The sequence below is a fragment of the Streptomyces sp. NPDC031111 genome (genome assembly GCF_055570675.1).
The window spans coordinates 427,921-451,583 of sequence record NZ_JBVIGS010000004.1 but is presented as its reverse complement, the minus strand read 5'-3'; the positions used below and the strand labels follow the sequence as shown (position 1 = coordinate 451,583).

At 73.2% G+C, this 23,663-nt stretch carries 18 protein-coding genes and 1 tRNA gene; 7 read left to right on the top strand and 12 right to left on the bottom strand.

Going from position 1 to position 23,663, the window contains the following annotated elements; all coding sequences use genetic code 11:
- Together ACZ470_RS12410 and ACZ470_RS12405 are read right to left on the bottom strand one after the other, a co-directional pair.
- Nucleotides 1-1,461 (bottom strand): aldehyde dehydrogenase family protein, encoded by a 1,461-nt coding sequence (locus ACZ470_RS12410; RefSeq protein WP_468426819.1) that lies wholly within the window; start codon nt 1,459-1,461, stop codon nt 1-3.
- 133 nt (nt 1,462-1,594) lie between these two features.
- Entirely contained in the window at nt 1,595-2,419 is an 825-nt protein-coding gene (locus tag ACZ470_RS12405) for a helix-turn-helix domain-containing protein (RefSeq protein WP_468426904.1), read from the bottom strand.
- A gap of 377 nt (nt 2,420-2,796) precedes the next feature.
- On the opposite strand from ACZ470_RS12405, the gene ACZ470_RS12400 reads away from it, so the two are divergent.
- Nucleotides 2,797-3,315, top strand: coding sequence for an ATP-binding protein (locus ACZ470_RS12400; RefSeq protein WP_468426818.1), 519 nt, complete (start codon nt 2,797-2,799; stop codon nt 3,313-3,315).
- Nucleotides 3,316-3,403: 88 nt separating this feature from the next.
- Here the strand turns inward: ACZ470_RS12400 and ACZ470_RS12395 are convergent, their stop codons facing one another.
- Nucleotides 3,404-3,688 carry a DUF397 domain-containing protein gene (locus tag ACZ470_RS12395; RefSeq protein WP_468426817.1) on the bottom strand — a complete coding sequence of 95 codons (285 nt, stop codon included), beginning with the start codon at nt 3,686-3,688 and terminating at the stop codon, nt 3,404-3,406.
- A gap of 386 nt (nt 3,689-4,074) precedes the next feature.
- Between ACZ470_RS12395 and ACZ470_RS12390 the strand changes: the two genes are divergently transcribed.
- Nucleotides 4,075-4,617 (top strand): hypothetical protein, encoded by a 543-nt coding sequence (locus ACZ470_RS12390; RefSeq protein ID WP_468426816.1) that lies wholly within the window; start codon nt 4,075-4,077, stop codon nt 4,615-4,617.
- A 78-nt stretch (nt 4,618-4,695) separates the two neighbouring features.
- Nucleotides 4,696-5,211, top strand: coding sequence for a DUF4232 domain-containing protein (locus ACZ470_RS12385; RefSeq protein WP_468426815.1), 516 nt, complete (start codon nt 4,696-4,698; stop codon nt 5,209-5,211).
- 221 nt (nt 5,212-5,432) lie between these two features.
- On the opposite strand, the gene ACZ470_RS12380 is transcribed toward ACZ470_RS12385, so the two are convergent.
- Nucleotides 5,433-6,545, bottom strand: coding sequence for a DUF2786 domain-containing protein (locus tag ACZ470_RS12380; RefSeq protein WP_468426814.1), 1,113 nt, complete (start codon nt 6,543-6,545; stop codon nt 5,433-5,435).
- 86 nt (nt 6,546-6,631) lie between these two features.
- Here ACZ470_RS12380 and ACZ470_RS12375 point away from each other — a divergent pair, with 86 nt between their 5' ends.
- Together ACZ470_RS12375 and ACZ470_RS12370 are read left to right on the top strand one after the other, a co-directional pair.
- Nucleotides 6,632-7,384 carry a Clp protease N-terminal domain-containing protein gene (locus ACZ470_RS12375; protein WP_468426813.1) on the top strand — a complete coding sequence of 251 codons (753 nt, stop codon included), beginning with the start codon at nt 6,632-6,634 and terminating at the stop codon, nt 7,382-7,384.
- Nucleotides 7,385-7,436: 52 nt separating this feature from the next.
- On the top strand, nt 7,437-9,128 hold the full coding sequence (locus ACZ470_RS12370) for a bifunctional 3'-5' exonuclease/DNA polymerase (protein WP_468426812.1): 1,692 nt from the start codon (nt 7,437-7,439) through the stop codon (nt 9,126-9,128).
- Here ACZ470_RS12370 and ACZ470_RS12365 read toward each other — a convergent pair whose 3' ends face one another.
- From ACZ470_RS12365 to ACZ470_RS12350, 4 genes are all read right to left on the bottom strand, one after another.
- The gene (locus tag ACZ470_RS12365) at nt 9,129-12,413 is read right to left on the bottom strand and encodes an AfsR/SARP family transcriptional regulator (RefSeq protein WP_468426811.1); all 3,285 of its coding nucleotides are present in this window, start codon (nt 12,411-12,413) and stop codon (nt 9,129-9,131) included.
- A gap of 225 nt (nt 12,414-12,638) precedes the next feature.
- Nucleotides 12,639-13,532: a glycosyltransferase family 2 protein gene (locus tag ACZ470_RS12360; protein ID WP_468426810.1), complete on the bottom strand. Its 894-nt coding sequence runs from the start codon at nt 13,530-13,532 to the stop codon at nt 12,639-12,641.
- Between the two features lie 183 nt (nt 13,533-13,715).
- Nucleotides 13,716-14,972: an RICIN domain-containing protein gene (locus tag ACZ470_RS12355; RefSeq protein WP_468426809.1), complete on the bottom strand. Its 1,257-nt coding sequence runs from the start codon at nt 14,970-14,972 to the stop codon at nt 13,716-13,718.
- A 213-nt stretch (nt 14,973-15,185) separates the two neighbouring features.
- Nucleotides 15,186-16,028: a hypothetical protein gene (locus tag ACZ470_RS12350; RefSeq protein WP_468426903.1), complete on the bottom strand. Its 843-nt coding sequence runs from the start codon at nt 16,026-16,028 to the stop codon at nt 15,186-15,188.
- A gap of 112 nt (nt 16,029-16,140) precedes the next feature.
- Between ACZ470_RS12350 and ACZ470_RS12345 the strand changes: the two genes are divergently transcribed.
- Complete coding sequence (locus ACZ470_RS12345) at nt 16,141-16,506, top strand: helix-turn-helix domain-containing protein (RefSeq protein ID WP_468426808.1); 366 nt, start codon at nt 16,141-16,143, stop codon at nt 16,504-16,506.
- Nucleotides 16,507-16,983, top strand: a complete 477-nt coding sequence (locus tag ACZ470_RS12340; protein WP_468426902.1) for an MmyB family transcriptional regulator — start codon at nt 16,507-16,509, stop codon at nt 16,981-16,983.
- A gap of 155 nt (nt 16,984-17,138) precedes the next feature.
- On the opposite strand, the gene ACZ470_RS12335 is transcribed toward ACZ470_RS12340, so the two are convergent.
- The 4 genes from ACZ470_RS12335 to tmk all read right to left on the bottom strand — a co-directional run bounded on the left by ACZ470_RS12335 (nt 17,139) and on the right by tmk (nt 23,540).
- Nucleotides 17,139-17,215: transfer RNA gene (locus ACZ470_RS12335), tRNA-Thr, on the bottom strand.
- A gap of 117 nt (nt 17,216-17,332) precedes the next feature.
- The gene (locus ACZ470_RS12330) at nt 17,333-18,937 is read right to left on the bottom strand and encodes an alpha/beta hydrolase (RefSeq protein WP_468426807.1); all 1,605 of its coding nucleotides are present in this window, start codon (nt 18,935-18,937) and stop codon (nt 17,333-17,335) included.
- Between the two features lie 97 nt (nt 18,938-19,034).
- A complete protein-coding gene (locus ACZ470_RS12325; protein ID WP_468426806.1) occupies nt 19,035-20,240 on the bottom strand; it encodes a DNA polymerase III subunit delta' in 1,206 nt (401 codons plus the stop codon).
- Nucleotides 20,241-20,330: 90 nt separating this feature from the next.
- The gene (gene tmk / locus ACZ470_RS12320) at nt 20,331-23,540 is read right to left on the bottom strand and encodes a dTMP kinase (protein ID WP_468426805.1); all 3,210 of its coding nucleotides are present in this window, start codon (nt 23,538-23,540) and stop codon (nt 20,331-20,333) included.
- Nucleotides 23,541-23,663: the final 123 nt, after the last annotated feature.

The window sequence follows — 23,663 nt, the reverse complement described above, 5'->3', positions numbered from 1 at the left end:
TCAGAACGGGAAGCCGCTGCGGCCGTGCTGGACCGAGATCCACTTCATCGTGGTAAAGGCGTCCAGCATCGTGTCGCCGTTGAGGCGGCCGACGCCCGAGTGCTTCTCGCCGCCGAAGGGGACGATCGGCTCGTCGTGCACGGTGCCGTCGTTCACGTGGAACATGCCGGTGTCGATCTGCTTGGCGAAGTTGACGCCCCGCTCGACGTCACCGGTGTGCACGGCGCCGCTCAGGCCGTACGGGGTGTCGTTGACGAGGCGCACGGCCTCCTCCTCGCCGTCGAACGGAACGAGGAACGCGACGGGCCCGAAGACCTCCTGCTGGAGCAGGGGCGAGTCCGCGGGCAGTCCGGTGAGCACGGACGGCTCGACCAGGTTGTTCCTGCGCTCGCCGCGCACCAGGGCGGTGGCGCCCTCGCCGATCGCCTGCTCGACGACGCCGGAGAGGACGTCCGCCTGCCGGGAGTTGATCACCGGGCCGATGACCGTCTCCGGGTCACGCGGGTCGCCCGCCTTGAGGGACTTGACCTTGGCGACGAACTTCTCGGTGAACTCGTCGGCGACCGACCGGTCGACCAGGACGCGGTTGGCGGCCATGCAGACCTGGCCCTGATGGACGAACCGGCTGAACACGGCCGCGTCCACCGCGTAGTCGACGTCCGCGTCGTCGAGGACCACCAGCGCGCTGTTGCCGCCGAGTTCGAGGACCGCGCGCTTGAAGAGGGAGGCGCAGACCGTGGCCACGTGGCGGCCGACCTGGTCCGAGCCGGTGAAGGAGATGACCTTCGGGACCGGGTGCTCGATGAAGGCGTCGCCGATCTCCGCGATGTCGGTGACGAGGACGTTCAGCAGACCGGCGGGCAGGCCCGCGTCCTCGAAGATCTTCGCGACCAGGGTGCCGCCGACGATCGGCGTGTTCTGGTGCGGCTTGAGCACCACGCCGTTGCCGAGCGCGAGCGCGGGGGCGACCGACTTCAGGGAGAGCAGGAACGGGAAGTTGAAGGGGCTGATCACGCCCACGACGCCGACGGGCACGCGGTAGACGCGGTTCTCCTTGCCGTCCACCGGCGAGGGGATGATCCGGCCCTCGGGGCGCAGCGCCAGATGGACCGCCTCGCGCAGGAACTCCTTGGCGAGGTGCAGCTCGAAGGCGGCCTTCAGGCGCGTGCCGCCGAGCTCGGCGACGATCGCCCCGGCGATCTCCTCCTCGCGCTCCTCCACCAGCCTGAGCGCCTTCTCGAACACCGCGCGGCGGGTGTACGGGTTGGTCGCCGCCCACTCCTTCTGCGCGCGGGCGGCCGCCCGGTAGGCCTGATCGACCTCGTCGACCGTGGCTATCGTGATCGACGCGAGCTTCTCGTCGTCGTACGGGTTGAAGTCGATGATGTCCCAGGAGCCTGAGCCCGGACGCCACTCACCGTCGATGTACTGCTGAGCGAGGTCGGTGAAGTACGACGACATGTGATCCCTCAATCCCTTGCTGCATCAGCAGAACACTGATCGACTGCACGGTCTGATCGCACGTCATCGTACTTGTGTTTTATGTGAGTTGAAGGCCCCACTCAGGACAGTTGGCCATCGGAGCCGTGCGCCCTCAGGACAGCTGGAGCAGCCCCCGCAGGAGGTCCCGGCTCTCCGAGGGCCCCGGGCTGTCGTGCTGGAGCTCCTTGAGCGCCTTCTCGTACTGGGCCACGTCCTCGGCCTTGTCGAGATAGAGCGCGCTGGTGAGCTGCTCCAGGTACACGACGTCCGACAGGTCGGACTCGGGGAAGCTGAGGATGGTGAAGGCGCCCGACTCGCCGGAGTGCCCGCCGAGACTGAACGGCATGACCTGGAGCCGGACGTTCGGCCGCTCGGAGACGTCGATGAGGTGCTGGAGCTGGCCGCGCATCACCGCGCGGTCGCCGTACGGCCGGCGCAGGGCGGCCTCGTCGAGGACGACATGGAACTCGGGCGCGTTCTCCGAGACCAGGTACTTCTGCCGCTCCAGACGCAGCGTCACCCGTCGCTCGACGTCCTCCTCGCTCGCGCCCTTCATGCCGCGCCGCACCACCGCGCGGGCGTACTCCTCGGTCTGGAGCAGACCGTGCACGAACTGCACCTCGTACGCCCGGATCAGCGAGGCGGCGCCCTCGAGACCCACGTACGTGGGGAACCAGCTCGGCAGTACGTCCGAATAACTGTGCCACCAGCCCGCGACGTTGGCCTCCTTGGCGAGCGAGAGCAACGAGGTGCGCTCCTGCTCGTCCGTGATGCCGTACAACGTCAGCAGGTCCTCGACATCCCTGGTCTTGAAGCTCACCCGGCCCAACTCCATCCGGCTGATCTTCGATTCGGAGGCGCGGATCGAATAGCCCGCCGCCTCGCGCGTGATCCCCCGCGCCTCACGCAGTCGCCGCAGTTGTGATCCGAGCAGCATGCGCCGCACCACCGATCCCGGCTCTCCCGCGCTCACGTTCGCCAGCCTCCCCAACGTCTTCAGGGCCCGCAGTCTGCCACTAAAACACTTCGAGCAGTACTCGCACGGTTACGGAAACGGAATCCAGCCGCGCGATCCGATCGGGAAGGAGCACGGAACGGGCATGGTGGGAGCAAGCAAGAGCTAGGAGGAGGCAAGGGAACAGCCGGAAGAGGACGGGAAGATGACGGAAAAATTGGCCAACAAACCAGTACGGTAGGGTCGAATTCGGTCAGCTGCACGTGCATCTGCCCTTGCATCTGCTGTACGCATCCGAAACCATGGTCCCCGCACCACCGCCGCCTCGCTACGACCGCGAATTCCCGGGAGTGCCTCGCATGGGGACGAATGGATCGACCATGCTCGAGCCGTTACGGCAGGGCCTTCCGCCGCTGAACCTCGCGGCCGCGTCCGACGCCGCCTCCTGCGCCCTCCCCGCCCGCTACGAAGCGGTCCGCGAGGCCCGGCAGTTCACCCGCAGAACCCTCGACCAGTGGGAACTGGGCGACCGGTTCGACGATGTGTGCCTGGTGGTCTCCGAACTGGTCACCAACGCCCTGCGCCACGGCCTGCCGGCCGCCACCCCGCGGCCGACGGCGCCGGACCTGCCGGTACGGCTGCATCTGATGCGGTGGACCGAGCGGCTGGTGTGCGCGGTGCGCGACCCCAGCGACGACAGCCCCGTCGCCCGCGACTCGGACGACTTCTCCGCCGAGTCGGGCCGGGGGCTGTTCCTGGTCGACTCCTTCAGCGACAGCTGGGGCTGGCACCCGATGGCCGGAGCGCTCGGCGGCAAGGTGGTCTGGGCCCTGTTCCGGCTGCCGCGCCCCGCCGACCGCCCCTGTCCCGGCGCTTGACGAACCGCGGCGCATCCCGGCGCCGCGGTTCTACGCGCGTCGGCGCCTCCTGAGCGACTCCGGGCGCACGCGTGCGCCCGGACACCGGTCAGCCGACGACCAGATGGTCGAACTCGCCGTCCTTCACGCCCAGCAGCATGGCCTCGATCTCCGCGCGGGTGTACACCAGCGCGGGCCCGTCGGGGAAGCGCGAGTTGCGCACGGCGACCTCTCCGCCGGGCAGCCGGGCGAATTCCACGCAGGACCCCTGCGAATTGCTGTGCCGGCTCTTCTGCCAGGCCACTCCGTGCAGCCGGGTGGCAGCCATGCCGTTGTACACGCCGGACGCGTCGGCACCGTCGTACACGTCACCGTCGTACACGTCGTGGTCCACAGGTCGCTCCCCGCTGGTGCACTGGCTGGTGTGGCCATTGATGCAGTGGTCAACTGACCCGGATCATAGCTTTGTTCATGTGCAGATGCATGGGCAGATGCACGTGCACGCGGGGTGTTCCTGCGGTTACAGCGTTGACGCTCGTGCCGTGCCCGCTTTGACGGACGTTTTACCGACCCCCGCTCCCTATGAGACGCACGCGGGGGCTTTTGTGTTCCCTCGTGTTCCCTTGTGTGCCGTCCACATGCAGGGAATTCGCGCCCCGTTCCCCGTGGTCGCGCCGGGTGCGAAGTGTGTCACTGAGGGGTGGTGGCGTGCCGGGTGAGTCCTGTTAGCTGACGGCGGTCGTCCGGCCGACGGGGCCGGCGGGAGCGAGGGGGCTTGCAGTGACTTCGGTTGCTTCGGTGACGTACTCGGCCGCACCGCGCGCGTCGCGGTCCCGGCGCGCACGGGCCGTGGCCGCGGTCGTGGGGCTGGCCGGCGCGCTCACGCTGACCGCGTGCAGCGGGGACGGCTCCGACGACTCCACGGCCACTCCCACTCCCACCCCCTCCGCCACGGCGACCGCCGACTCCGGTGGCGGCGCCGGGAGTTCCGGGGCGAGCGAGGCCCCGGCGGGCGAGCTGGAGGGCAGCTGGCTCACCACGGCCGACGGCAAGGCCGTCGCCCTGATGGTGAACGGCGAGGAGGCCGCCCTCTTCGCCACGGGCGGCACCGTGTGCAGTGGCACCGCGCGGGAGGAGGGCGGGACCCACTCGATCCGCCTGAAGTGCGGCGACGGCAACGAGGACCGGGCGAACGGAACGGTGGAATCCGTCGGCGGGGGCTCCCTGAAGGTCACCTGGGCGAGCGGCCTCGGCATCGAGACGTACACCAGGGCCGAGGGCGGGAGCTTCCCGACGGACCTGCCGACGGCGGGGCTGGGGTAGGGACCGTCCGGCGGGGCGGACCGGTGGCCCGTGCGTGATGATGACCGGTGGGCAACTCCGCGAACCAGAGGATCACTCATGCGCACCACGCCGATCGCCGCCAGCGCCGTCACCGCGCTCCTCCTGCTGACCGCCTGCGGCACCACGGACGGCGACGACGGCGGTGACGGGAAGCGGGAGAGCACCGCCTGCTCGGTCGACACGGTGAGCGTCGAGGTGGGCCCGGCGAGCACCGCGCCGGCCGCCGGGGACACCGGCGAGGTGCCGGTCGGCCTGACCAACCGGGGCGCCACCTGCACCGTGGAGGGCTTCCCCGAGGTACGACTGGCCGGCGCCGGCGACTCCGCCACCGTCGAGGTGCCGCCGGCCGAGGGCGCCAGGGCCCAGGAACTCACCCTGGCCAAGGGCGACTCCGCGTCGTTCGTCCTCACCTACGAACGCGGCACGAGCGGCGACGGCGCCTTCGACGCCGAGTCCCTCCGGGTCGGGCTCTCCGGCACCCGCGACTTCCCCTGGACCTACGGCCCGATCGCGTCCGACGACCGGGCCGGCCACAAGATCACCGTGAGCGCCTACCAGCAGGCGGGCGACTAGGGGTGTCGTTCGGATCAGGTCGGCTCCGGGTGGCGGCGCCTTGTCAGCCGGCCCGAGCGGGGTCCGGTGCGCGCAGCTGAAAGGCGGAGGAGGGCGACAGGGCGGAGCCCTGGCACCCGACGACAACGCCGCCGGGGGCACCTCCCACGCCCTTCAGGCAGTGGGGGAACGCGTGCCGGACCCCGCGACCCCGGCACGATCCGAACGACACCCCCTGGACCTCACGGGAGGTGCCGGCGGGGCTTCACCTGGGCGTCGTCCGCCGCGCGGGCGCCTTCCTCCCAGCCCGCCGCGTCGCTCACCCCGCGCAGCCGGGTGGTCGTGGTCTCCGGGAAGAGGCGGTCCGTCCGCTCGGTGACGGCCACCGCGCGGGTGGCGAGGACGGGCAGCAGATCGTCGCTCACCTGGCTCTCGGCGGCGGCCGCGAGACGGGTTCCCACGCGGTGCGCGTAGGAGGCGAGGAAGGACTGCCGGAAGGTCTTGGTCCGCTTGCGTCCGCCCGCCCGCTGTGCGGCCTCCGCCCTGGTCATCGCCGTGGTGGCCTGCACGAGCAGTGAGGTGTAGAGGAGTTCGACCGCCTCCAGGTCGGGGGCGAAGCCGACCACGGTGGAGAAGCCGAACGGTTCGTTCCACACGGCCCGGCAGTGGTTCGCGGACGCGACCGCGTCCAGCAGCACCGCCTTGGCCTGCTCGTACGGCGGCTCGACCCCGATCCGGCAGGCGCCCGGCGCCTCGGCGGAGGGCGCCCGCGCGGCGAGCAGGGCCTCGTCGACACTGTGCCGCGCCATCAGTTCCTGCGCCTTGGCGCTGAGCGCCTCCGCCTCCTCCGGGAATCCGGTCGCCTCCGCCTTGGCCAGCAGCGCGCGGATGCGCCCGAGCATGCGGGACTCCGGCCGCCGGTCCCGCGAACCGGGGGCGGCGGTCTCGTCGAGGGGTTCGAGGGCGGGCAGGCGCAGCAGCAGGCGGTACAGCTCCAGCACGGCCGTGGCGGACGAGAAGCGGTCGCCGCGCGGGGCGGGTTCCGCGTCCAGCTCGTCGAGCTGGGCGTTCCAGCGGGGTCCGCGCGGGCGGTCGTCGCGGGTCTGTGCGCGGATCAGGGCGGAGACGAGCCGTACATGGAGGTCGTCCAGCTCGCGGCGGACGATCCGTACGACATCGGCCGGCTGCCAGCCGCGCTGCCAGGCGGTGGCCACGAACTCCTCGCCCCGCCGCGCGAGTTCGGCGTCGGCGGCCGGATCGGCGGCGAGCAGGGACGCGCCGGTGTCGAGGGCGGCGTCGCCGGTGTCGTAGAGGGCGGCCCGGAAGGCGCGGTCGACGGTGCTGGACGTACTCACGGGCCGATCGTGCCATGCCCCGGGGATTCACCCGAAGGTGTCAACTTCGGGTTGACACCCCTGGGGTGTCAACTTACGGTTGACACATGACGACGAACCCCGCCATCAAGTCATCCGTGCGTCTCGACGACCTCATCGCGGCCATCAAGAAGGTCCACGAGGAGCCCCTCGAACAGCTTCAGGACGCGGTGCTCGCCGGGGAGCACCTCGGCGACGTGGCCGACCACCTGATCGGCCACTTCGTGGACCAGGCCCGGCGCTCGGGCGCCTCCTGGACGGACATCGGCAGGAGCATGGGCGTCACCCGGCAGGCGGCCCAGAAGCGCTTCGTGCCGAAGGAGGGCAACGACCTCGACCCGAGCCAGGGCTTCAACCGCTACACCCCCCGGGCCCGCAACACGGTCATGGCCGCGCACAACGAGGCCCAGGCCGCGCGCAACGCCGAGGGCCTGCCGGAGCACCTGGTCCTCGGTCTGCTGGCCGAGCCGGAGGGCCTGGCCGTCAAGGCGATCAACGAGCAGGGCGTCGCCGTCCAGGCGGTCGCCGACGCCGCCCGCGCGGCGCTGCCGCCGGCCGTCGAGGACGCCCCCGAGCTGGTGCCGTACGGCCCGGCGGCCAAGAAGGTCCTGGAACTCACCTTCCGCGAGGCCCTCCGCCTCGGCCACAACTACATCGGCACCGAGCACATCCTGCTCGCCCTGCTGGAGCACGAGAACGGCGAGGGCCTCCTCAGCGGTCTCGGCGTCACCAAGGACGCCACCGAGCGGTACGTCGCCGAGGCCCTGGCGCGGTACACCGAGCCCCGGACGGAGGACGAGCAGCCCGCGCAGGAGGGCTGACCAAGGACTGACCAGGGGGGTCGTTGTCAGACCCCCCTGCCACACTCGCAGCATGGCCGACCGGTGGGCACTCGCTCCGGCCGAGGACGGTGGCGTGGACGTCGCCCCCCTCGGTCCGGACGGGCTGCCCGCCGGTCCGGTGCTGCGGGAGGCGGACCTCGCCGAGGCCGTACGGAGCCGTCCCGGTGTCACGCGATGGGTGTGGCGGTCCACCGCCGAGGTCTATCCGCGTCTGCTCGCCACGGGGGTGCGAGTGGAGCGGGCCTACGACATCGAGACCGCCGAGACGCTCCTCCTCGGCCACGAAGGCCGGTACGGGGAACCCCGTTCGGCCGCGGCCTCGCTGGCCCGGCTGCGCGGCGGCCCCGTGCCGCCCGACCCGCCGCAGCGCCAGGCCGAACCGGGCGCCCAGTCACCGCTCTTCGAACCCCGGGGCGTCCAGCTGCCGCTGACGGACCTCCTCGCGGTCTACGCCGAGCAGCAGCGGCGCACCGACGCGACCGCGCATCCGGACCGGATGCGGCTGCTGACGGCCGCCGAGTCGGCGGGGACGCTGGTGGCCGCCGAGATGAACCGCGCGGGACTGCCCTGGCGGGCCGACGTCCACCGCGCGGTGCTGCACGACCTGCTCGGCGAGCGGTACGCGGGCGGGGGCGAGCCGCGCCGGCTCGCCGAGCTGGCCGACGAGGTGTCCGCCGCCTTCGGCCGCCGGGTCCGGCCCGATCTGCCCGCCGATGTGGTGAAGGCCTTCGCGCAGGCCGGCATCAAGGTCTCCTCGACCCGCCGCTGGGAGATCGAGTCCGTCGACCACCCGGCCGTCGAACCGCTGGTCGAGTACAAGAAGCTGTACCGGATCTGGGTGGCCCACGGCTGGTCCTGGCTCCAGGACTGGGTGCGCGACGGCCGGTTCCGGCCCGAGTTCCTCGCGGGCGGGACGGTCACCGGCCGCTGGGTGACCAATGGCGGGGGCGGCCTCCAGATCCCCAAGGTGATCCGCCGCGCGGTCGTCGCCGACCCCGGCTGGCGACTCGTCGTCGCCGACGCCGACCAGATGGAGCCGCGGGTGCTGGCGGCGATCTCCCGCGACCCCGGGCTGATGGAGGTGGCCGGACGGGAGACCGACCTGTACCAGTCGGTGTCCGACCGGGCCTTCTCCGGCGACCGCGCCCAGGCCAAGCTCGCCGTCCTCGGCGCCGTCTACGGCCAGACCTCCGGCGACGGCCTGAAGAACCTCGCCGCGCTCAGACGCCGTTTCCCCAGGGCCGTGGCCTACGTCGACGAGGCCGCCCGCGCGGGCGAGGAGGGCCGCCTCGTACGGACCTGGCTGGGCCGCACCTGCCCGCCGGCCGCCCGGACGACGGACGACCCGGCGGAGGAGGCGGGCATCCCGGTCGCCGACGACGAGGCCGCCGACGGGGATCGCCCCTGGGTGCCGGGCTACGCCTCGACCAATGCCCGCGCCCGGGGCCGCTTCGCCCGTAACTTCGTGGTCCAGGGCAGCGCCGCCGACTGGGCCCTGCTGCTGCTCGCCGCGCTGCGGCGGACCCTGGCGGACATGTCGGCCGAGCTGGTCTTCTTCCAGCACGACGAGGTGATCGTGCACTGCCCCGAGGAGGAAGCGGGGGCGGTGGTGGCGGCGATCGGGCGGGCCGCGGAGCTGGCCGGCCGGCTGACGTTCGGGGAGACACCGGTGCGGTTCCCGTTCACGACGGCGGTGGTGGAGTGCTATGCCGACGCCAAGTGATCACTCCGTCGGCCGGGTTCCTCCGAGCAGCTCGCGCAGCTCCTCCACCACCGTCTGCTCGTCCGTCCCGTCCAGTGCGGAGAGCGCGGCACGCCACTGCTCGTCCGCCTCGCTCATGCGCCCCTGCCCGCCCAGCAGCAGGCCGTACTGGTGGCGGGCCAGGCCGCCGGCGTAGCGGTCGGCGCGGGCGTCCGCGCGGCGGAGCAGTTCCGCGCACTCGTCGGCGGCCCGTTCGACGCGCCCCAGCAGCCGCAGGGAGCGGACCAGTCCGAGCCGGGTCTGGGACTCGCCGTGCCAGTCGCCGTGCCCGCCGAGGATGCGCAGGCTCTCCTCGAAGTGCGGCAGCGCGGCGGCCGGTTCGCCCAGTCGGAGGTGCGCGTAACCGATGTTGCAGTGGGCGGAGTGCCGCACGATGACCGCGCCGATGTCGTCCCCGAGGGCGAGCGAACGCCGGTGCTGCTCGATGGCGGCGCGCGGATCGGTGTGCTCGTACAGGTTGCCGAGGTGGCTGTGGGTGACGGCCTCGCCGTAGGGGTCGTTCAGCTGCCGCGAGTACGTGAGGCTCTCCCGCAGCGCCCGCTCCGACTCGGCGTACCGGCCGAGCCCTTCCAGCAGCAGACCCCGGTTGTTGAGGGCACGCCGGATCCGGGAGGCGGTGCCCAGCCGCCGCCAGATCCCCAGCGCGCGGTCGGTGAGGGCGAGGGCGTCACCCAGGCGGCCGGTCAGGAAGTGCAGCCCCGCGAGATCGCCCAGCGCCCATCCCTCGGCGGCCTCGTCGCCGAGCCTCCGCGCCAGGCGGAGCGCGGCCCGCCCCAGCACCTCCAGTTCGGCGATGCGGCCGGCGCGCAGGAGGTACGGGTGGAGCAGGCGGAGGAGGAGGGAGAGGACGGCGGGGTGAGCGGCCCGGCGGTCGGTCTCCCCGTCCCCGGCCTCCTCACCGGAGTACCGCTCGACGAGGGCGACGATGTTCTCCAACTCCCGGTCGCCCCAGGCGAAGGCCTCCGCGGCGTCGGCGAACGGGGGGACGGTGTCGACGAGGGCCGTGTGCCCGGACGGCTGGGACGGCGTGGGGAGGCGGCGGTCGTCCTGGTCGAGGCCGGGCTCGACGATGGCGGTGAGGACGCGTTCGGCGACGGCCGCGTACCAGCGCAGGGCGGTCCCGACGGTGGCGTCGCGCGCCGTCTCACTGGCACCGGCGCGCTCCCGGGCGAAGTCGCGGACCAGATCGTGGGGGACGTAGCGGCCGTACGCGGTCTCCTCCACGAGGGCCACGTCGACCAGCCGGTCCAGGGCGGCCTCGGCCCGGCGCTCGTCGGTGCCGGTGAGACGGGCCAGCAGGGGTGCGCCGTAGGCGGGCAGGTCGAGCGCGCCGATGCGGCACAGGGCGAGGGCCGCGTCGCGGTCCGCCCGGCGTCCGGAGTCGGTGAGCGCGTCGTGCGCGACGGCCAGCGAGCGGCGGACGCTGAGGTCGTCGTACTCCAGGTGGGGCAACCGGCTGTCGGTGGCGGACAGTTGCCCGGCGAGCACGTCCGGCGTGAGGGCCCGGCGCGCGGCGAGCCGGGCCGCGACGACCCGCAGGGCCAGGGGAAGGCGGCCGGTGAGCGCCACGAGGGGATGGCCGGCGTCCAGCCCGTCCCGCCCGGAAGCCGCGCACAGCAGGGCGGCGCTGTCCTCGTCGGACAGCGGGGTGAGCGGGAAGCGGGCGGCACCGTCGAGGGCGGTGAGCGGCGAGCGGCTCGTGACGATCACCGCACAGCCGGGCCCGGCCGGCAGCAGCGGGCGCACCTGGGCGGCGCTCGCGGCGTCGTCCAGGACGAGGAGGGTGCGGGTCGGCGCGAGCAGGGAACGCAGCAACGCGGTGGCCGCGTCGGGGTGTTCGGGGATGTCGCGCGGCTCGGTGCCGAGGTCGCGCAGGAGGCCGGCCAGGGCCTGGGCGGGCGTCAGAGGGGTCATGCCGGGGGTCGCCCCGTGCAGGTTGACGTAGAGCTGCCCGTCGCTGAAACGTTCCGCCAGCGTATGGGCCACATGCAGCGCGAGGGCGCTCTTGCCGACGCCGGCGGTACCCGTGACGACCCCGACGGGCGCGACCGCCCGCGAGCCGGGGGCGAGGACCCGGCACAGCTCGTCCCGGACGCCCGTCCGGCCGGTGAAGTGAAGGGGCGCGGGAGGCAACTGCGCGGGCCGGGGCGGCGGAAGCCCGCCGGCACGGCTTACGGCTCCGGACCGGGCGGACGCTTCTTGGGTGGGGACAGGCGTAGTGCAGGATTCCGCGGCGGGCCCGGAAACGGACGCGGAGGGAGACCCGGACGCGGACTCCGGGCGCACCCCGGGACCGGACTCCGGGGGAGCCCCGGGGACAGACCCCGGGCGAGCCCCGGCGACGTGTCCCGCTGCTGCGGGCCGGGAAGCGGGCCCGGGCGCCGCACCGCGGACCACAGGACCGGCGGTCCCGGGGGCGTAGTGCTCACCCGCCCCCACCCCAGCCGCCTCCACGCGCGCCCGCACGTCACCGCGCGCCTGCTCGACGCTCCCCCGCAGCACCTCCACATGGGCCTCGCGTACTCCCTGCCCCGGTTCGACGCCGAGGGCGTCCCGCAAGTGGGCCCGCAGATCGCGGTGGACCGCCAGGGCCTCCGCCCGGCGGCCGGTGCGGTGCAGGGCGAGCATCAGCTGGCGGTGGTACGCCTCCCGCAGCGGATGCTCGGCGGCCAGCGCCGTCAACTCCGGTACAAGTCCCGCCAGGCGCCCGCCGCCGAGGGCCAGTTCGGCGTCGTACCGCCACTCCAGGAGCAGCAGCCGCGCCTCCCGCAGCCGGCGGACCAGCGCGTATCCGCCCACCTCCGGCGGCAGCCCGGCCAGCGGGCTCCCCCGCCACAGGGCGAGCGCGGCCGCGCACTCGCGCACCACCCGCTCCCAGTCCTGCCCGGCGTGCGCCACGCGCGCGTCGGCGGTGTGCGCGTCGAAGACCTGAACGTCCACCTCGCCTTCGCCGACGCGCAGCACGTACCCGGTGGGCACGGTGACCAGCCGGCCGGGGTCGTCGAGCATCCGCCGCAGCCGGGCCACGTGATTGTGCAGCGAGGGCTGGGCGGAGACGGGCGGCGCCCCGCCCCACATCGCGTCCTTCAGCGCCTCGACGGAGACGACGCGCCCCGCGTCGAGCAGCAACACGGCCAGCAAGATGCGCAGTTTGGGACTGCCGATGACGCGGACGGAACCCGCGCACCCGGCGTCGTACAGCACCGTCGTGCCCAGGAGTCCGAACCGCAGCCCGCGCCGCTTCACGCCGCACCACTGCCTTCCCGCCCACCGCCCCGACCCGCTCGACCGGGCACATGTTAGCGATCCGTTGGCAAGTTCTGATGTGATCACTACAACGGATCAGGCCCGGGGGTGCGCGCGTAGAACGCGCAGCTCGGGGGAGTGTCGCCGCCGCGGCCCGATCCGCACCAGAGGGACCCCCGGTCGGCCGAGGTGAGCGACCGGGCCCCTCGCCCTCTGCCCGTCGGGTCAGATGACCGGCGGCCGTCCCAGACGGGTGAGCCGCCACACCGTCCGCCAGCGCATGGCCCGGCGTTCGCCGGCCGGTTCCCGCAGTCCTTCCGCGAAGCCGCCGAACCAGGCACGCAGTCCGCTGCCGGACCGGTTCCGCAGCAGGGTGAGCAGGACCCACACCCCGAGGTGGACGGGGACGAGCGGGAGCGGGAGCCGCCGCCGGGCCAGCCAGACCCGGTTCCGGGCGTTCACCCGGAAGTAGATGGCGTGCCGGGCGGGCGAGGTCTTCGGGTGCTGGAGCAGCAGTTCGGGCGCGTAGAGGATCCGCCACCCGGCGTCGGCGGCGCGCCAGGCGAGGTCGGTCTCCTCGTGCGCGAAGAAGAACGCGTCGGGCCAGTCGCCGGTCTCGTCCAGCATGGCCATCCGCAGCGCGTGCCCGCCCCCGAGGAATCCGGTGACGTACCCGCCGCGCATCGGGTCCGACTTCCCGACCCGGGGCACATGCCGCCGCTGGGTCTCCCCCAGTTCGTCGGCGATCCGGAACCCGACGATCCCCAGCCGTTCGTCCGCGGCGTACAACTCCCCCACGCGGCGCAGCACATCGGCGTCGACGAGCAGCCCGTCGTCGTCCAGCTCGACGACGACGTCCACGTCCCCGAACTCCCGCAACCGCGCGATCGCCGCGTTCCGCCCGCCCGGGCAGCCGAGGTTCTCCTCCAGCTCCACGGTGGTGACCTCGCCGGGCAGCGACAGCCGACCGGCGAACTCGGGCAGCGGGCAGCCGTTTCCCACGATCACGATCCGCGCGGGCGGGACGTCCTGCTTCGCCACGGATTCCAGCAGCGCGTCCACCTCGGCGGGCCGGTTCCCCATGGTCACCACGGCGACGGCGATCCTCGGCGTCTCCACGTCCCTCACCTCACCATCCCGGCCGACGACTGCGCCCGCGATGCTAGCCGTTCATGCCGTGGCCGCCCGCAGTAGACCGCGCGGACGCCTGTGTGCCGCGCCGCGTGGCCCACACTCTCCTACGGAGCGGGGCAGAACGGTGTTCACCGGGCGGGGCCGGGCCGGGGATGGTGAGGGGGGACGTCAGGAGGGCTTGACGACGTCGACGACGAGCCAGCGCAGCGCGTTCGGCGCGGGGGCGCCGCAGTTCGCCACCTGGAGTCTGGCGTCGTTACCGGCGGACGCGCCTCCGGTCACGCTCATGCACAGGTTGCTCGTGAGGTTGCGGACCAGGTATCCCCCCGGCCGCGGGTCCAGCCACCAGAGCTGGTTGTCCGCGTCCGTCCGGTGGCAGTGGTATTCGGAGACCCTGGTCCCGGGTGCGACACTGCCGTAATTCGGCAGGTCCATGCACATCCCGTCCTTGCGGTTCTTGATGACGAACAGGCTCGCTCCTTGCGGCCCACCGTCCCGGTCGGCCACCTCCAGGGCCCAGAGCTGGTTGTCCTTGGTGGTGGGCCGACAGTTGTACTGGCTCACCGGGCCGTCGACCGAACCCCTGTCGAAGTAGGGCAGGTCGGCGCACTTGCCGGTCGCGACGTTCTTCAGCTGGGCGTTGACCCGGCTGGAGACGGCGTTGGCCAGCTGCCGGGCGGTGATCGGAGGGGACTTCTCCGCCTTGGGCTCGGCCTCGTCGTCGTCCTTCTTCCCGCTGCCGCTCCGCGGCTCGGCCTTCACCTCGGCCTCCGTCACGACCGGACTCGGGGGCAGCGGCTCGGACTTGGACCCGGCCGGGGAGCCGGACGCGGACTCGGCAGCGCTCGGCGACACCGAGGGTGACGGGGAGGCGGCCCGGTAGTCGGCGGCCGGGAGCTCCTCGGCCATATCGGGGTCGAGCGTCGTTCCGCCGACGGAAGCCGTCTCGACCGTACGGTCGTCGTCCTCACCGCTGAGGGCGAGGATCAGGAGGGGTACGCAGATCAGCACCGCCCCCGCGATGGCGGCGGCGGCCACCATGGGCCCGCGCAGACGTCCCGGCGGCGTCCCGTCCGCGTCGGCTCCGGCCACCGCGGCGCCACCGGTCCCGGCCACGACCGCACCGGCCACCGCCTCGGCTTCCGCCTCCTCGGACGCCGCCGCCTGCTCCGCCTCCGGTTCCGCGGCGGCGGTCCGGGAGCGCGAGCGCCACCTGGAACGCCGTCCGCGCGCCGGCTCCTCGCCCGACGCCGTCGACACGGGTACGTCCGGACCGGCGGCGGGGTCAGCGGCAGCGGCGGACTCGGGCGTGCCCGGTCTCAGATCCGCGCCGGGGTCCTGACCCGGCACGGGCACGGAGACCGCACGGCGAACACCCACGGCGGGCGTCGCCTCTCCGGCCGGGGGTTCGTGCTGACGTGACATGAACGCTGCTCCTCAGGGCTCGGAATTTACTCAACTCACTCTGGATCACGCATGGTTGCGTCCGAACCTCAAGCGGGTGAACGTAGGACGACACAGGCCGTGTGATCAGACCTCGGGTCGCGCCGCCGGCAGCCGCACCAGCGCGACCAGCCCGCCCGGCAGAAGAACGATCGTGAGCACCGCCGCCACATGCATCCGCCGCGCCCTGCCGGCTCAAGGGCGCGTCGCGGTCGATTCAGGCAACGCAATCTGGCCGGTGACGAACTCGCTCCACAGGCCGATGCGCAGTTCCTCACCGGGTCGCGCGGTCGTCCGGGCGAAGCTGACCGCACTGGCGCCGGTGGAGCGGGCAGCGCCCCACGTCAGCTCGAACCGACGTGTGCCGACGCGCTGCTCGGGCGGAGTCACGGTGGGTGGCAGGATCTCGTCGAGGGCCCAGCGGTAGCCGAGGCGGCGGTAGGGCGCGGTGACCCGCTCCCACGTGAGTTCCAGGATCGTGTCGCTTGCCGGGATGACGACGAGGGCACCGCGCGCGCCGTTCGGGTAACGCGTGTTGAAGGCGTATACCTGGGCGGTGCCCGTCGGGTAGAGGTGACTGGTTCCGCGACCGACCAGCGAATGCCGGGGACAGGCACCCGTCCCCCGTTCCTCTATGACGGTGCGGGCACAGGTGGGAAAGGCGTCCGGCCGGAAGCGGAGTGATGCGTCGAAGAGGAACACGAAGCGGCGGGCCGCGGCGGGAGGACCGGCCGGCTCGGCGTGGCTGGCGCGGTCGAAGCGGACCCGCACGCCCTGTTCCGTGCCACCGTCATGGGTGATCCCGGCGGCGAGGGTATCGACGTTGCGCGGGCCGGGGACCTCGGGTTCGTAGGGACGCTGAGGGCCACCGGGCGCGGGATCGGCCTGTGGCACACCGGACCGCCCCATGACGTCACCCGCTGCCGGTGCGGGCAGCAGACACACTCCCGCCATCGCCGCCGCCACCACGGCTGTGCCGACCCGGCGTGCTCGCTTGCGCATACATCTGCCCCCTCGTCGATCGTCGTCGCTCTCCATGCTCACGGAGCCGCACGCGATCTCCCGCCGCCCCGTGATTCCTGGGGTCCGCCGTACCCAGGGTCCGCCGTACCCAGGGAACTCCGCGCCCGGGACGGCGACAATGAACGGCATGGGTGAACACAGGGCGGAACTCAGGGAGTTAGGGGCTTTCCTGCGCTCACGACGGGCCAGGATCCGGCCGGAGGACGCCGGGTTCGCCTCGGGATCCGGCCTGCGGCGGGTGCCCGGGCTGCGCCGGGAGGAACTCGCGCATCTCGCCGGGGTGAGCGTCGACTACTACGTGCGCCTGGAACAGGGCCGCAACCGCGGTGTCTCGGACACCGTTCTCGACGCGGTGGCCGACGCTCTGCGCCTGGACCAGGACGAGCGGGCACACCTGTTCCGGTTGGCTCGGCCCCAGCAGACGGCCCCCGAGCCACAGCGGGCCGTCGACGATGCAGCAGCACGTACCGGAATACAGCGGTTGCTGGACTAGATCACAGCACCCGCGCTCGTCATGGGGCACCGCATGGATGTCGTGGCCTGGAACCACGCCGTGTGCACGCTCATCACCGACTTCACGGCGCTGCCCGTCGCCGAGCGCAACCTGTGCCGGCTCCACCTCCTCAACGAGGAGATCGGCCCCCGCTTTCCGGACCGCGAGATGATCGCCCGCGAGGCGGTGGGCCATCTGCGCATCGCGGCGGGGCGCTTCCCCCAGGACCCGAAGCTGTGGCGGTTAGTCGGCGAACTCACCACGCGCAGCGAGGAGTTCCGGCGGCACTGGGAACGGCACACGGTGCGGACGAAATCGTACGGACTCAAGCGCATCAATCACCCCGAGGCCGGACCACTCACCCTCTCGTACGAGATCACTCGCTTCCCCCAGGACCCGGAACTGAGTCTCCTCGTTTACACCGCGGCCCCGGGCTCCCCGGAAGAGGAGGCACTGCGTGTCATGGCCAAGGAGTGAACCACGGGTCCCTGCCGGATGGCGTGGGCGAGCAGACCCCGCAGGGGTATCGTCCCGGCTCACCGAATCCCGAATGCGCACCGGGCTGTGTGACGTGCCATGCCCCGAGCAACAGAAAACCCCAGGTCATCGACTACCTGACCTGGGGTTCAAGATGGAGCCGCCTTCGGGATTCGAACCCGAGACCTACGCATTACGAGTGCGTTGCTCTGGCCATCTGAGCTAAGGCGGCGCGCCGCGCACCTATGGTGCGATCAGCAACGTCGGTAAGTCTACACAGTTTCCGAGGGTGCTTCGTACCAGCCCCGGAGGCGGGCCGGAGCCACCGCCTCCGGGGGTGGGCGCACCGCTATGAGCAGCGCTTTCCGTCCGCGGGCGGGGTGCCGGTGAGCAGGTAGGTGTTGATCGCGGAGTCGATGCAGGCGCTGCCCCGGCCGTAGGCGGTGTGACCGTCGCCCTCGTAGGTGAGGAGGCGGGCCGAGTCGAGCTGGCCGGCCAGGGCCTCGGCCCAGCGGTACGGGGTCGCCGGATCCCGGGTGGTGCCGACGACGACGATCGGGGCGGCGCCCCTCGCCTCGATGCGCTGGGCCTCGCCCGTGGCCTCCACCGGCCAGTACGCGCAGTTCAGCGAGGACCAGGCGAGGCCCTCACCGAAGACCGGGGACGCCTTCCGGAACTCGGGGAGGGCCCGCCGCACCTCCTCCGGGGACTCGAAGGCGGGCGGGAGGTCCAGGCAGTTCACGGCCGCGTTGGCGAACATCAGGTTGCTGTACTCGCCGTTCGCGTCACGTTCGTAGTAGCTGTCGGAGAGGAGGAGGAGCCCCGCGCCGTCGTTCTCCTTCATCGCGGCCGTCAGCGCCTCGCGCAGTTGCTGCCAGGCGCCCTCGTCGTACATCGCGGCGATGACGCCGATGGTGGCCAGCGACTCGGTGAGCCTGCGGCCGTCGGCGTCCCCGGTGGGGATCGGCCGGGCGTCGAGCTCGTCGAAGAACGCCCTGAGGTTCTTGCCCGCCTGGTCGGGAGTGGTGCCCCGGTCGCCGAGCGGGCAGTCGCTCTGCCGTACGCAGTCCTTCGCGAAGGCGGTGAAGGCCGTGTCGAAGCCCTCCGTCTGTTCCAGGTTGAGCCGCCGCGCGGGCAGCGAGGGGTCCATCGCGCCGTCCAGGACGAGACGGCCCGCCCGGTCCGGGAAAAGGCCGGCGTAGGTCGCGCCGAGGAAGGTGCCGTAGGAGGCGCCGACGTAGTTCAGCTTCTCGTCGCCCAGCGCAGCCCGCACGATGTCCATGTCCCGGGCCGTCTCGACGGTCGACACATGGCGCAGCAGCTTCGGCGCGTCCGCCCCGCAGCCCTCGGCGAACCGCCGGAACGCCGTGACCAGCGCGTCGGTCTCCTTCGCGTCGTCCGGGGTGATGTCCGTCCGCGTGTGCACGTCCATCCCGGGCCCGTCCAGGCACTCGACGGGCTCACTGCGGGCGACGCCCCGCGGGTCGACGGCCACCAGGTCGTAGCGGGCACGCACATCGGCCGGGTAGCCGATTCCGGCGTACGCCTGGAGGTAGCCGATCGCCGAGCCGCCGGGGCCGCCCGGGTTCACCAGCAGGGAGCCCAGCCGCTTCCCCGGGCCGGTGGCCTTCTTGCGGGCGACGGCGAGGCGGACGTCGCCGGCGGACGGTTCGGCGTAGTCGCGCGGGGCCTTCAGCGTGGCGCACTGGAAGCCGGGGACGCCGCAGTCGCGCCAGGCCGGTTTCTGCTCGTAGTACGGCGTGAGTGTCTCGGGTGTGGAGCCGGGCAGGGGGGCGAGGGCCGCCGCCGCCTGCTCCGCCGCCGTACTGGCCGTACTCGTCGTGCTCCCGGAGGAGCAGCCCGAGACCAGCAGCGCGGCGGCGGCGAGCAGGGCGACTCCGGCTCCGGCTCCGGCTCCGGTACGGGTCCCGCGGTGGGTGCGCCTTGTGTGCATGGGGCGAGCGTAACCGTGTGCGACGGGATGAGTGCTCTGTGCGCACGCCGTGCCTCGTACGAGTTACCGCGTCCAGCCGCTGAGCGGCGGCCCGTGATCAGCCCGCTCTGAGCGCCATCGTCATCGCCTCCACCGCGAGCAGCGGCGGCACATTGCGGTCAAGGGCCTCACCACAGGCGGCGATCGCCTCGATGCGACGCAGCGTGGACTCCGGCGAGCCGGCCCGGGCGACGCGCTCCAGGACGTCCTCCGCGTCGGCGTTGGCGATCGCCACGCGGGAGCCGAGCTGAAGGGCGAGCACGTCGCGGTAGAAGGCGGTGAGATCGGTCAGGGCGAGGTCGAGGCTGTTGCGCTGGGTGCGCGTCCTGCGGCGTTTCTGATCGGCTTCCAGATCCTTCATCACGCCGGCCGTGCCACGGGGCAGCCGGCCGCCCTGGGCCGCGCCCAGGGCCGCCTTCAGCTCCTCGGCCTCCTTGGCGTCCATCTCCTCGGCGAGTTGCTTGGCGTCCTCCGCCGCCACGTCGACCAGCTCCTGGGCCGCCTTGAGCGCCTCGCCGACGTCCGCGACCCGCAGCGGCAGCTTGAGCACGGAGGCCCGGCGCTGCCGGGCGGCCGGGTCGGTGGCCAGGCGACGGGCGCGGTCGACGTGCCCCTGGGTGGCGCGGGCCGCCGCGGCGGCCACGTCCGGTTCGACGCCCTCGCGGCGTACCAGCATGTCGGCGACCGCCTCCACCGACGGCGTGCGCAGGTTCAGGTGGCGGCAGCGGGAGCGGATCGTGGGCAGGACGTCCTCGACGGACGGGGCGCACAGCAGCCAGACCGTACGCGGAGCGGGCTCCTCGACGGCCTTGAGGACGGCGTTGCCCGACTTCTCGTTCAGCCGTTCGGCCTCCTCGACGAGGATGATCTGCCAGCGGCCGTTCGCGGGTGAGGTGAACGACTTGCGGACGGTCTCCTTCATGTCCCTGAAGAGGATCTCCGCGCCCACGGCGACCACCGTGCTGACGTCCGCGTGGGTGCCGATGAGCGCCGTGTGGCATCCGTCGCAGAAGCCGCAGCCGGGGGCGCCGCCCAGCGCCCGGTCAGGGCTCACGCACTGAAGCGCCGCGGCGAAGGCCCGCGCCGTCTGGGTCACTCCGGAGCCGGGCGGGCCGGTGAACAGCCAGGCGTGCGTCATGCTCGACGTCTCGGGGAGTGGGCCGTCGGCCGCGGCGGCGGTGACGAAGGCGTCGGCGTCCCGGGCGGCGCCGACGAGCCGCTCGCTCACCCTCTCCTGCCCGACGAGGTCGTCCCACACGGTCATGGGTCAGCCCGCCCTTCCGTCACCTGCGCCACGTCTGCCTTACCGGATCCATTGTGCGGGTGGGCACTGACACCACCGCACCCCATCCGGTCAGCGCCGCCGCCCCCTGCCCCGGCCGCCCTCGTCGCCGTGGTCGTCCCCGTGTTCGTCGTCGCGCGGGCCCAGCAGTTCGTCGGCCAGCGTCGGCAGGTCGTCCAGCGGGGTCTCCTCCGCCCAGTCGGAACGCTGCCGGCGCCGGCGGGGCGAGCCCTCGGGGTCGACCTGGGGCAGCTCGCGCGTGCGGTCGTCGGCCCTCTCGGAGCCGCCCGCCGGGCGTTCGTCCCGGAAGTAGCCCGGCGGTACCCGGCCCGCGGGGCCCTGTTCGTCCCCCCGTACCGGGGGCAGCACCGCGGTCTCGTCCGCGGCGCCCGGCGGGACGGGAGGCAGTACGGCCGTCTCGTCGGCCGCGCCCGGCGGGACCGGCGGCTTCGGCAGCTCGGTCGTCACCTCGGCGTCGGACACCGCGGACCTGCCCGGCCGCTGCCCGGCGTCCTCCTCCGGCACCCGGGGCAGCACGGCCGTCTCGTCGGCCGGCCCGCCCGACGCGTTCGTCGGCGTCACCACCGGGGTGGGCACGGTCGCCGCATCGTCGGCGGGCGCCGAGGGCCGCGGGGCGTCGGCGGGGGCGGCCGCGGCCTTCGGTCCCGCCTCCGCCGCGGCCGCGGCCTGCTCGGCGAGCCGTCGGGCCTGCTCCGCGCGGAGCAACGCCTCCTCGGCCTTGCGCTGCTTCTCCAGGCGCAGTGCCTCGGCCTCCGCGCGCAGCCGGGCCTCCTCCTCGGCCTGCTTGCGGCGGCGTTCCTCCTCGGCCTGGCGGCGGGCCTCCTCCTCGGCGCGCGCCTTCTCCTCGGCGAGCAGCCGCTGCCGCTCCTCCTCGGCACGCCGGCGCGCCTCCTCGGCCCGCTGCCGGGCCTCCTCCGCCTGCCGTTCGGCCTCGCGCCGCTGCGCCTCCTCCAGCTCGCGCCGCTTGCGCTCCTCCTCCTCGGCGCGCAGCCGCGCCAGCTGCTCCTGGCGCTCGCGCTCCAGGCGCTCCTCCTCGGCCTTGCGGGCCGCCTCTTCCTCCGCCTTGCGGCGGGCTTCCTCCTCGGCCTTGCGGCGCGCTTCCTCACGGGCCTGGATCTCGGCCTCGGAGAGCGGCAGCACCTGGTCGAGCCGGTGCCGGATCACGGTGGTGACCGCCTCCGGTTCCTGGCCGGCGTCGACCACCAGGTAGCGGCCGGGGTCGGCGGCGGCCAGGGTGAGGAAACCGGCCCGCACGCGCGCGTGGAACTCGGCGGGCTCCGACTCCAGCCGGTCGGGTGCCTCGGTGAAGCGCTCCCGCGCGGTCTCCGGCGCGACGTCCAGCAGCACCGTCAGATGCGGGACCAGCCCGTCGGTCGCCCAGCGGTTGATGCGGGCGATCTCGGTCGGTGACAGATCGCGCCCGGCGCCCTGGTAGGCGACGGAGGAGTCGATGTACCGGTCGGTGATGACGACGGCGCCGCGCTCCAGGGCGGGCCGTACGACGGTGTCGATGTGCTCCGCGCGGTCGGCGGCGTACAGCAGTGCCTCCGCGCGGTGCGAGAGTCCGGCGCTGGAGACGTCCAGCAGGATGGACCGCAGCCGCTTGCCGACCGGCGTCGCGCCCGGCTCGCGGGTGAGCACGACCTCGTGGCCCTTGGACCTGATCCACTCGGCGAGGGCCTCGGCCTGGGTGGACTTCCCGGCGCCGTCGCCGCCCTCCAGGGCGATGAAGAAGCCGGTGGCGGCGGGCGTCTGCTCGGGGTCGTCGCCGCCCAGCAGCGCGTCGCGCAGGTCCTGCCGCAGCGGCACCCCGGAGCGGTCGTCGACCTTGGCCAGCACCAGCGCGGCCACCGGCAGCAGCAGCGCGCCGACCAGCATCAGCGTGAACGCGGCGCCGCCGTGCGCGAAGACGAACCGGCCGTTCTCCAGCCGGTGCGGCCCGATGCCCGCCGCCACCACCGGGGCGATCACCGCGCCGAGCGCCACGAAGACCCGCACCACCGCGTGCAGGTGCTCGGTCGTACGGGCCCGGCGCTGGTCCTCGGTCTCCTGGTCGAGCAGCGTGTGGCCGGTGTTGGCGGCCATGCCCGCGCCGACGCCGGCCAGCGCCATGATCAGCAGCACGCTGGTGACGTCCGGCACCAGTCCGGCGGCCAGCAGTGCGACGCCGGTGAAGGCGAGGGCGAGCGCGAGCAGCCTGCGCCGCGACAGGGCCGGCAGCAGGGCGGGGGCGGTACGAATGCCGACGACGACGCCGCCGGTCAGCGCGGCCACCAGCAGGCCGTAGAGCACGGGGCCGCCGCCCAGGTCCTTGGCGTGCAGCACCGACACGGCGACGGCGGCGGCCACCGCGGCGGCGACGGACGCGGACGCGAGCACCAGCAGCGGCATCGCGCCGGTGCGGCCCTTGTCCGCGCCGGCGGCGCTCCTCGGGCGGCGCAGCCCCTCGAGCGGGGAGCGCGCGCGGGGGGTGCGCGTGTCGGGCAGTTCCAGGAAGGTCAGGACGGACAGCGACGCGGCGAACAGTCCGGCCGCGACGTACGAGGCGAGGGCCGCCCGGTGCTCGCCGAACCAGTCGACCCCCGTACCCAGCAGGTTGTTGAACAGCGCGGCGACGACGAGCGTGACGGCCGCGAGCGGTATCGCGACGAAGCCGGTGCGCAGGGAGAGGCGGCGCAGCGCGTCCATGTGGTCGGGCAGCGGCCGTACGGTCGCGCCCTCCGGGGGCGGGGCGGGCAGCAGCGCGGGCGCGGCGCTCTCCCGGCACACGGTCCAGAACCGCTCGGCGACACCGGCCACGAAGGCGGTGACGAGGAGGACCGCCAGCGCGTTCTCGGGGGTCCAGTCGATCCACAGCGGCGCCACGATGAGCAGGGCGGCCCGCAGCCCGTCCGCGCCGACCATGGTCCAGCGGCGGTCCAGCGGCCCGTCGTGCGAGGTGAGCGAGGTCAGCGGGCCGAGGAGTACGGCCCCGAACAGCAGCGTCGCCAGGACGCGCACCCCGAAAACGGTCGCCACTGCGAACGCCGCGCCCCGGTAGCCCCCGCCGAAGGCCCCCTCGGCGATGGCCGCCTGGAGGGCGAGGAGGACCAGCACCAGGAGGGCGAGGACGTCACCGACCCCGCCCACCAGCTGCGCGCTCCACAGCCGTTTCAGCTGGGGTCGGCGCAGCAGGGCGCGGACGGCACGCTCGCGGGAGTCCGCGACCAGGGCGTCGTCGGGGGCCGGTTGAGGGGCCGTTGGCTGCTCGGCTCGCGTCATGCGTTCAGCCTATCGGCCCGCGCCCACAGCCCGGAGCGACGCGCCTGACATGCACACGCCCCGACAGCGAAGTGCTGCCGGGGCGTTCGCATTCCGAACGCCGGGCGAAGATCGCCCGGCGTC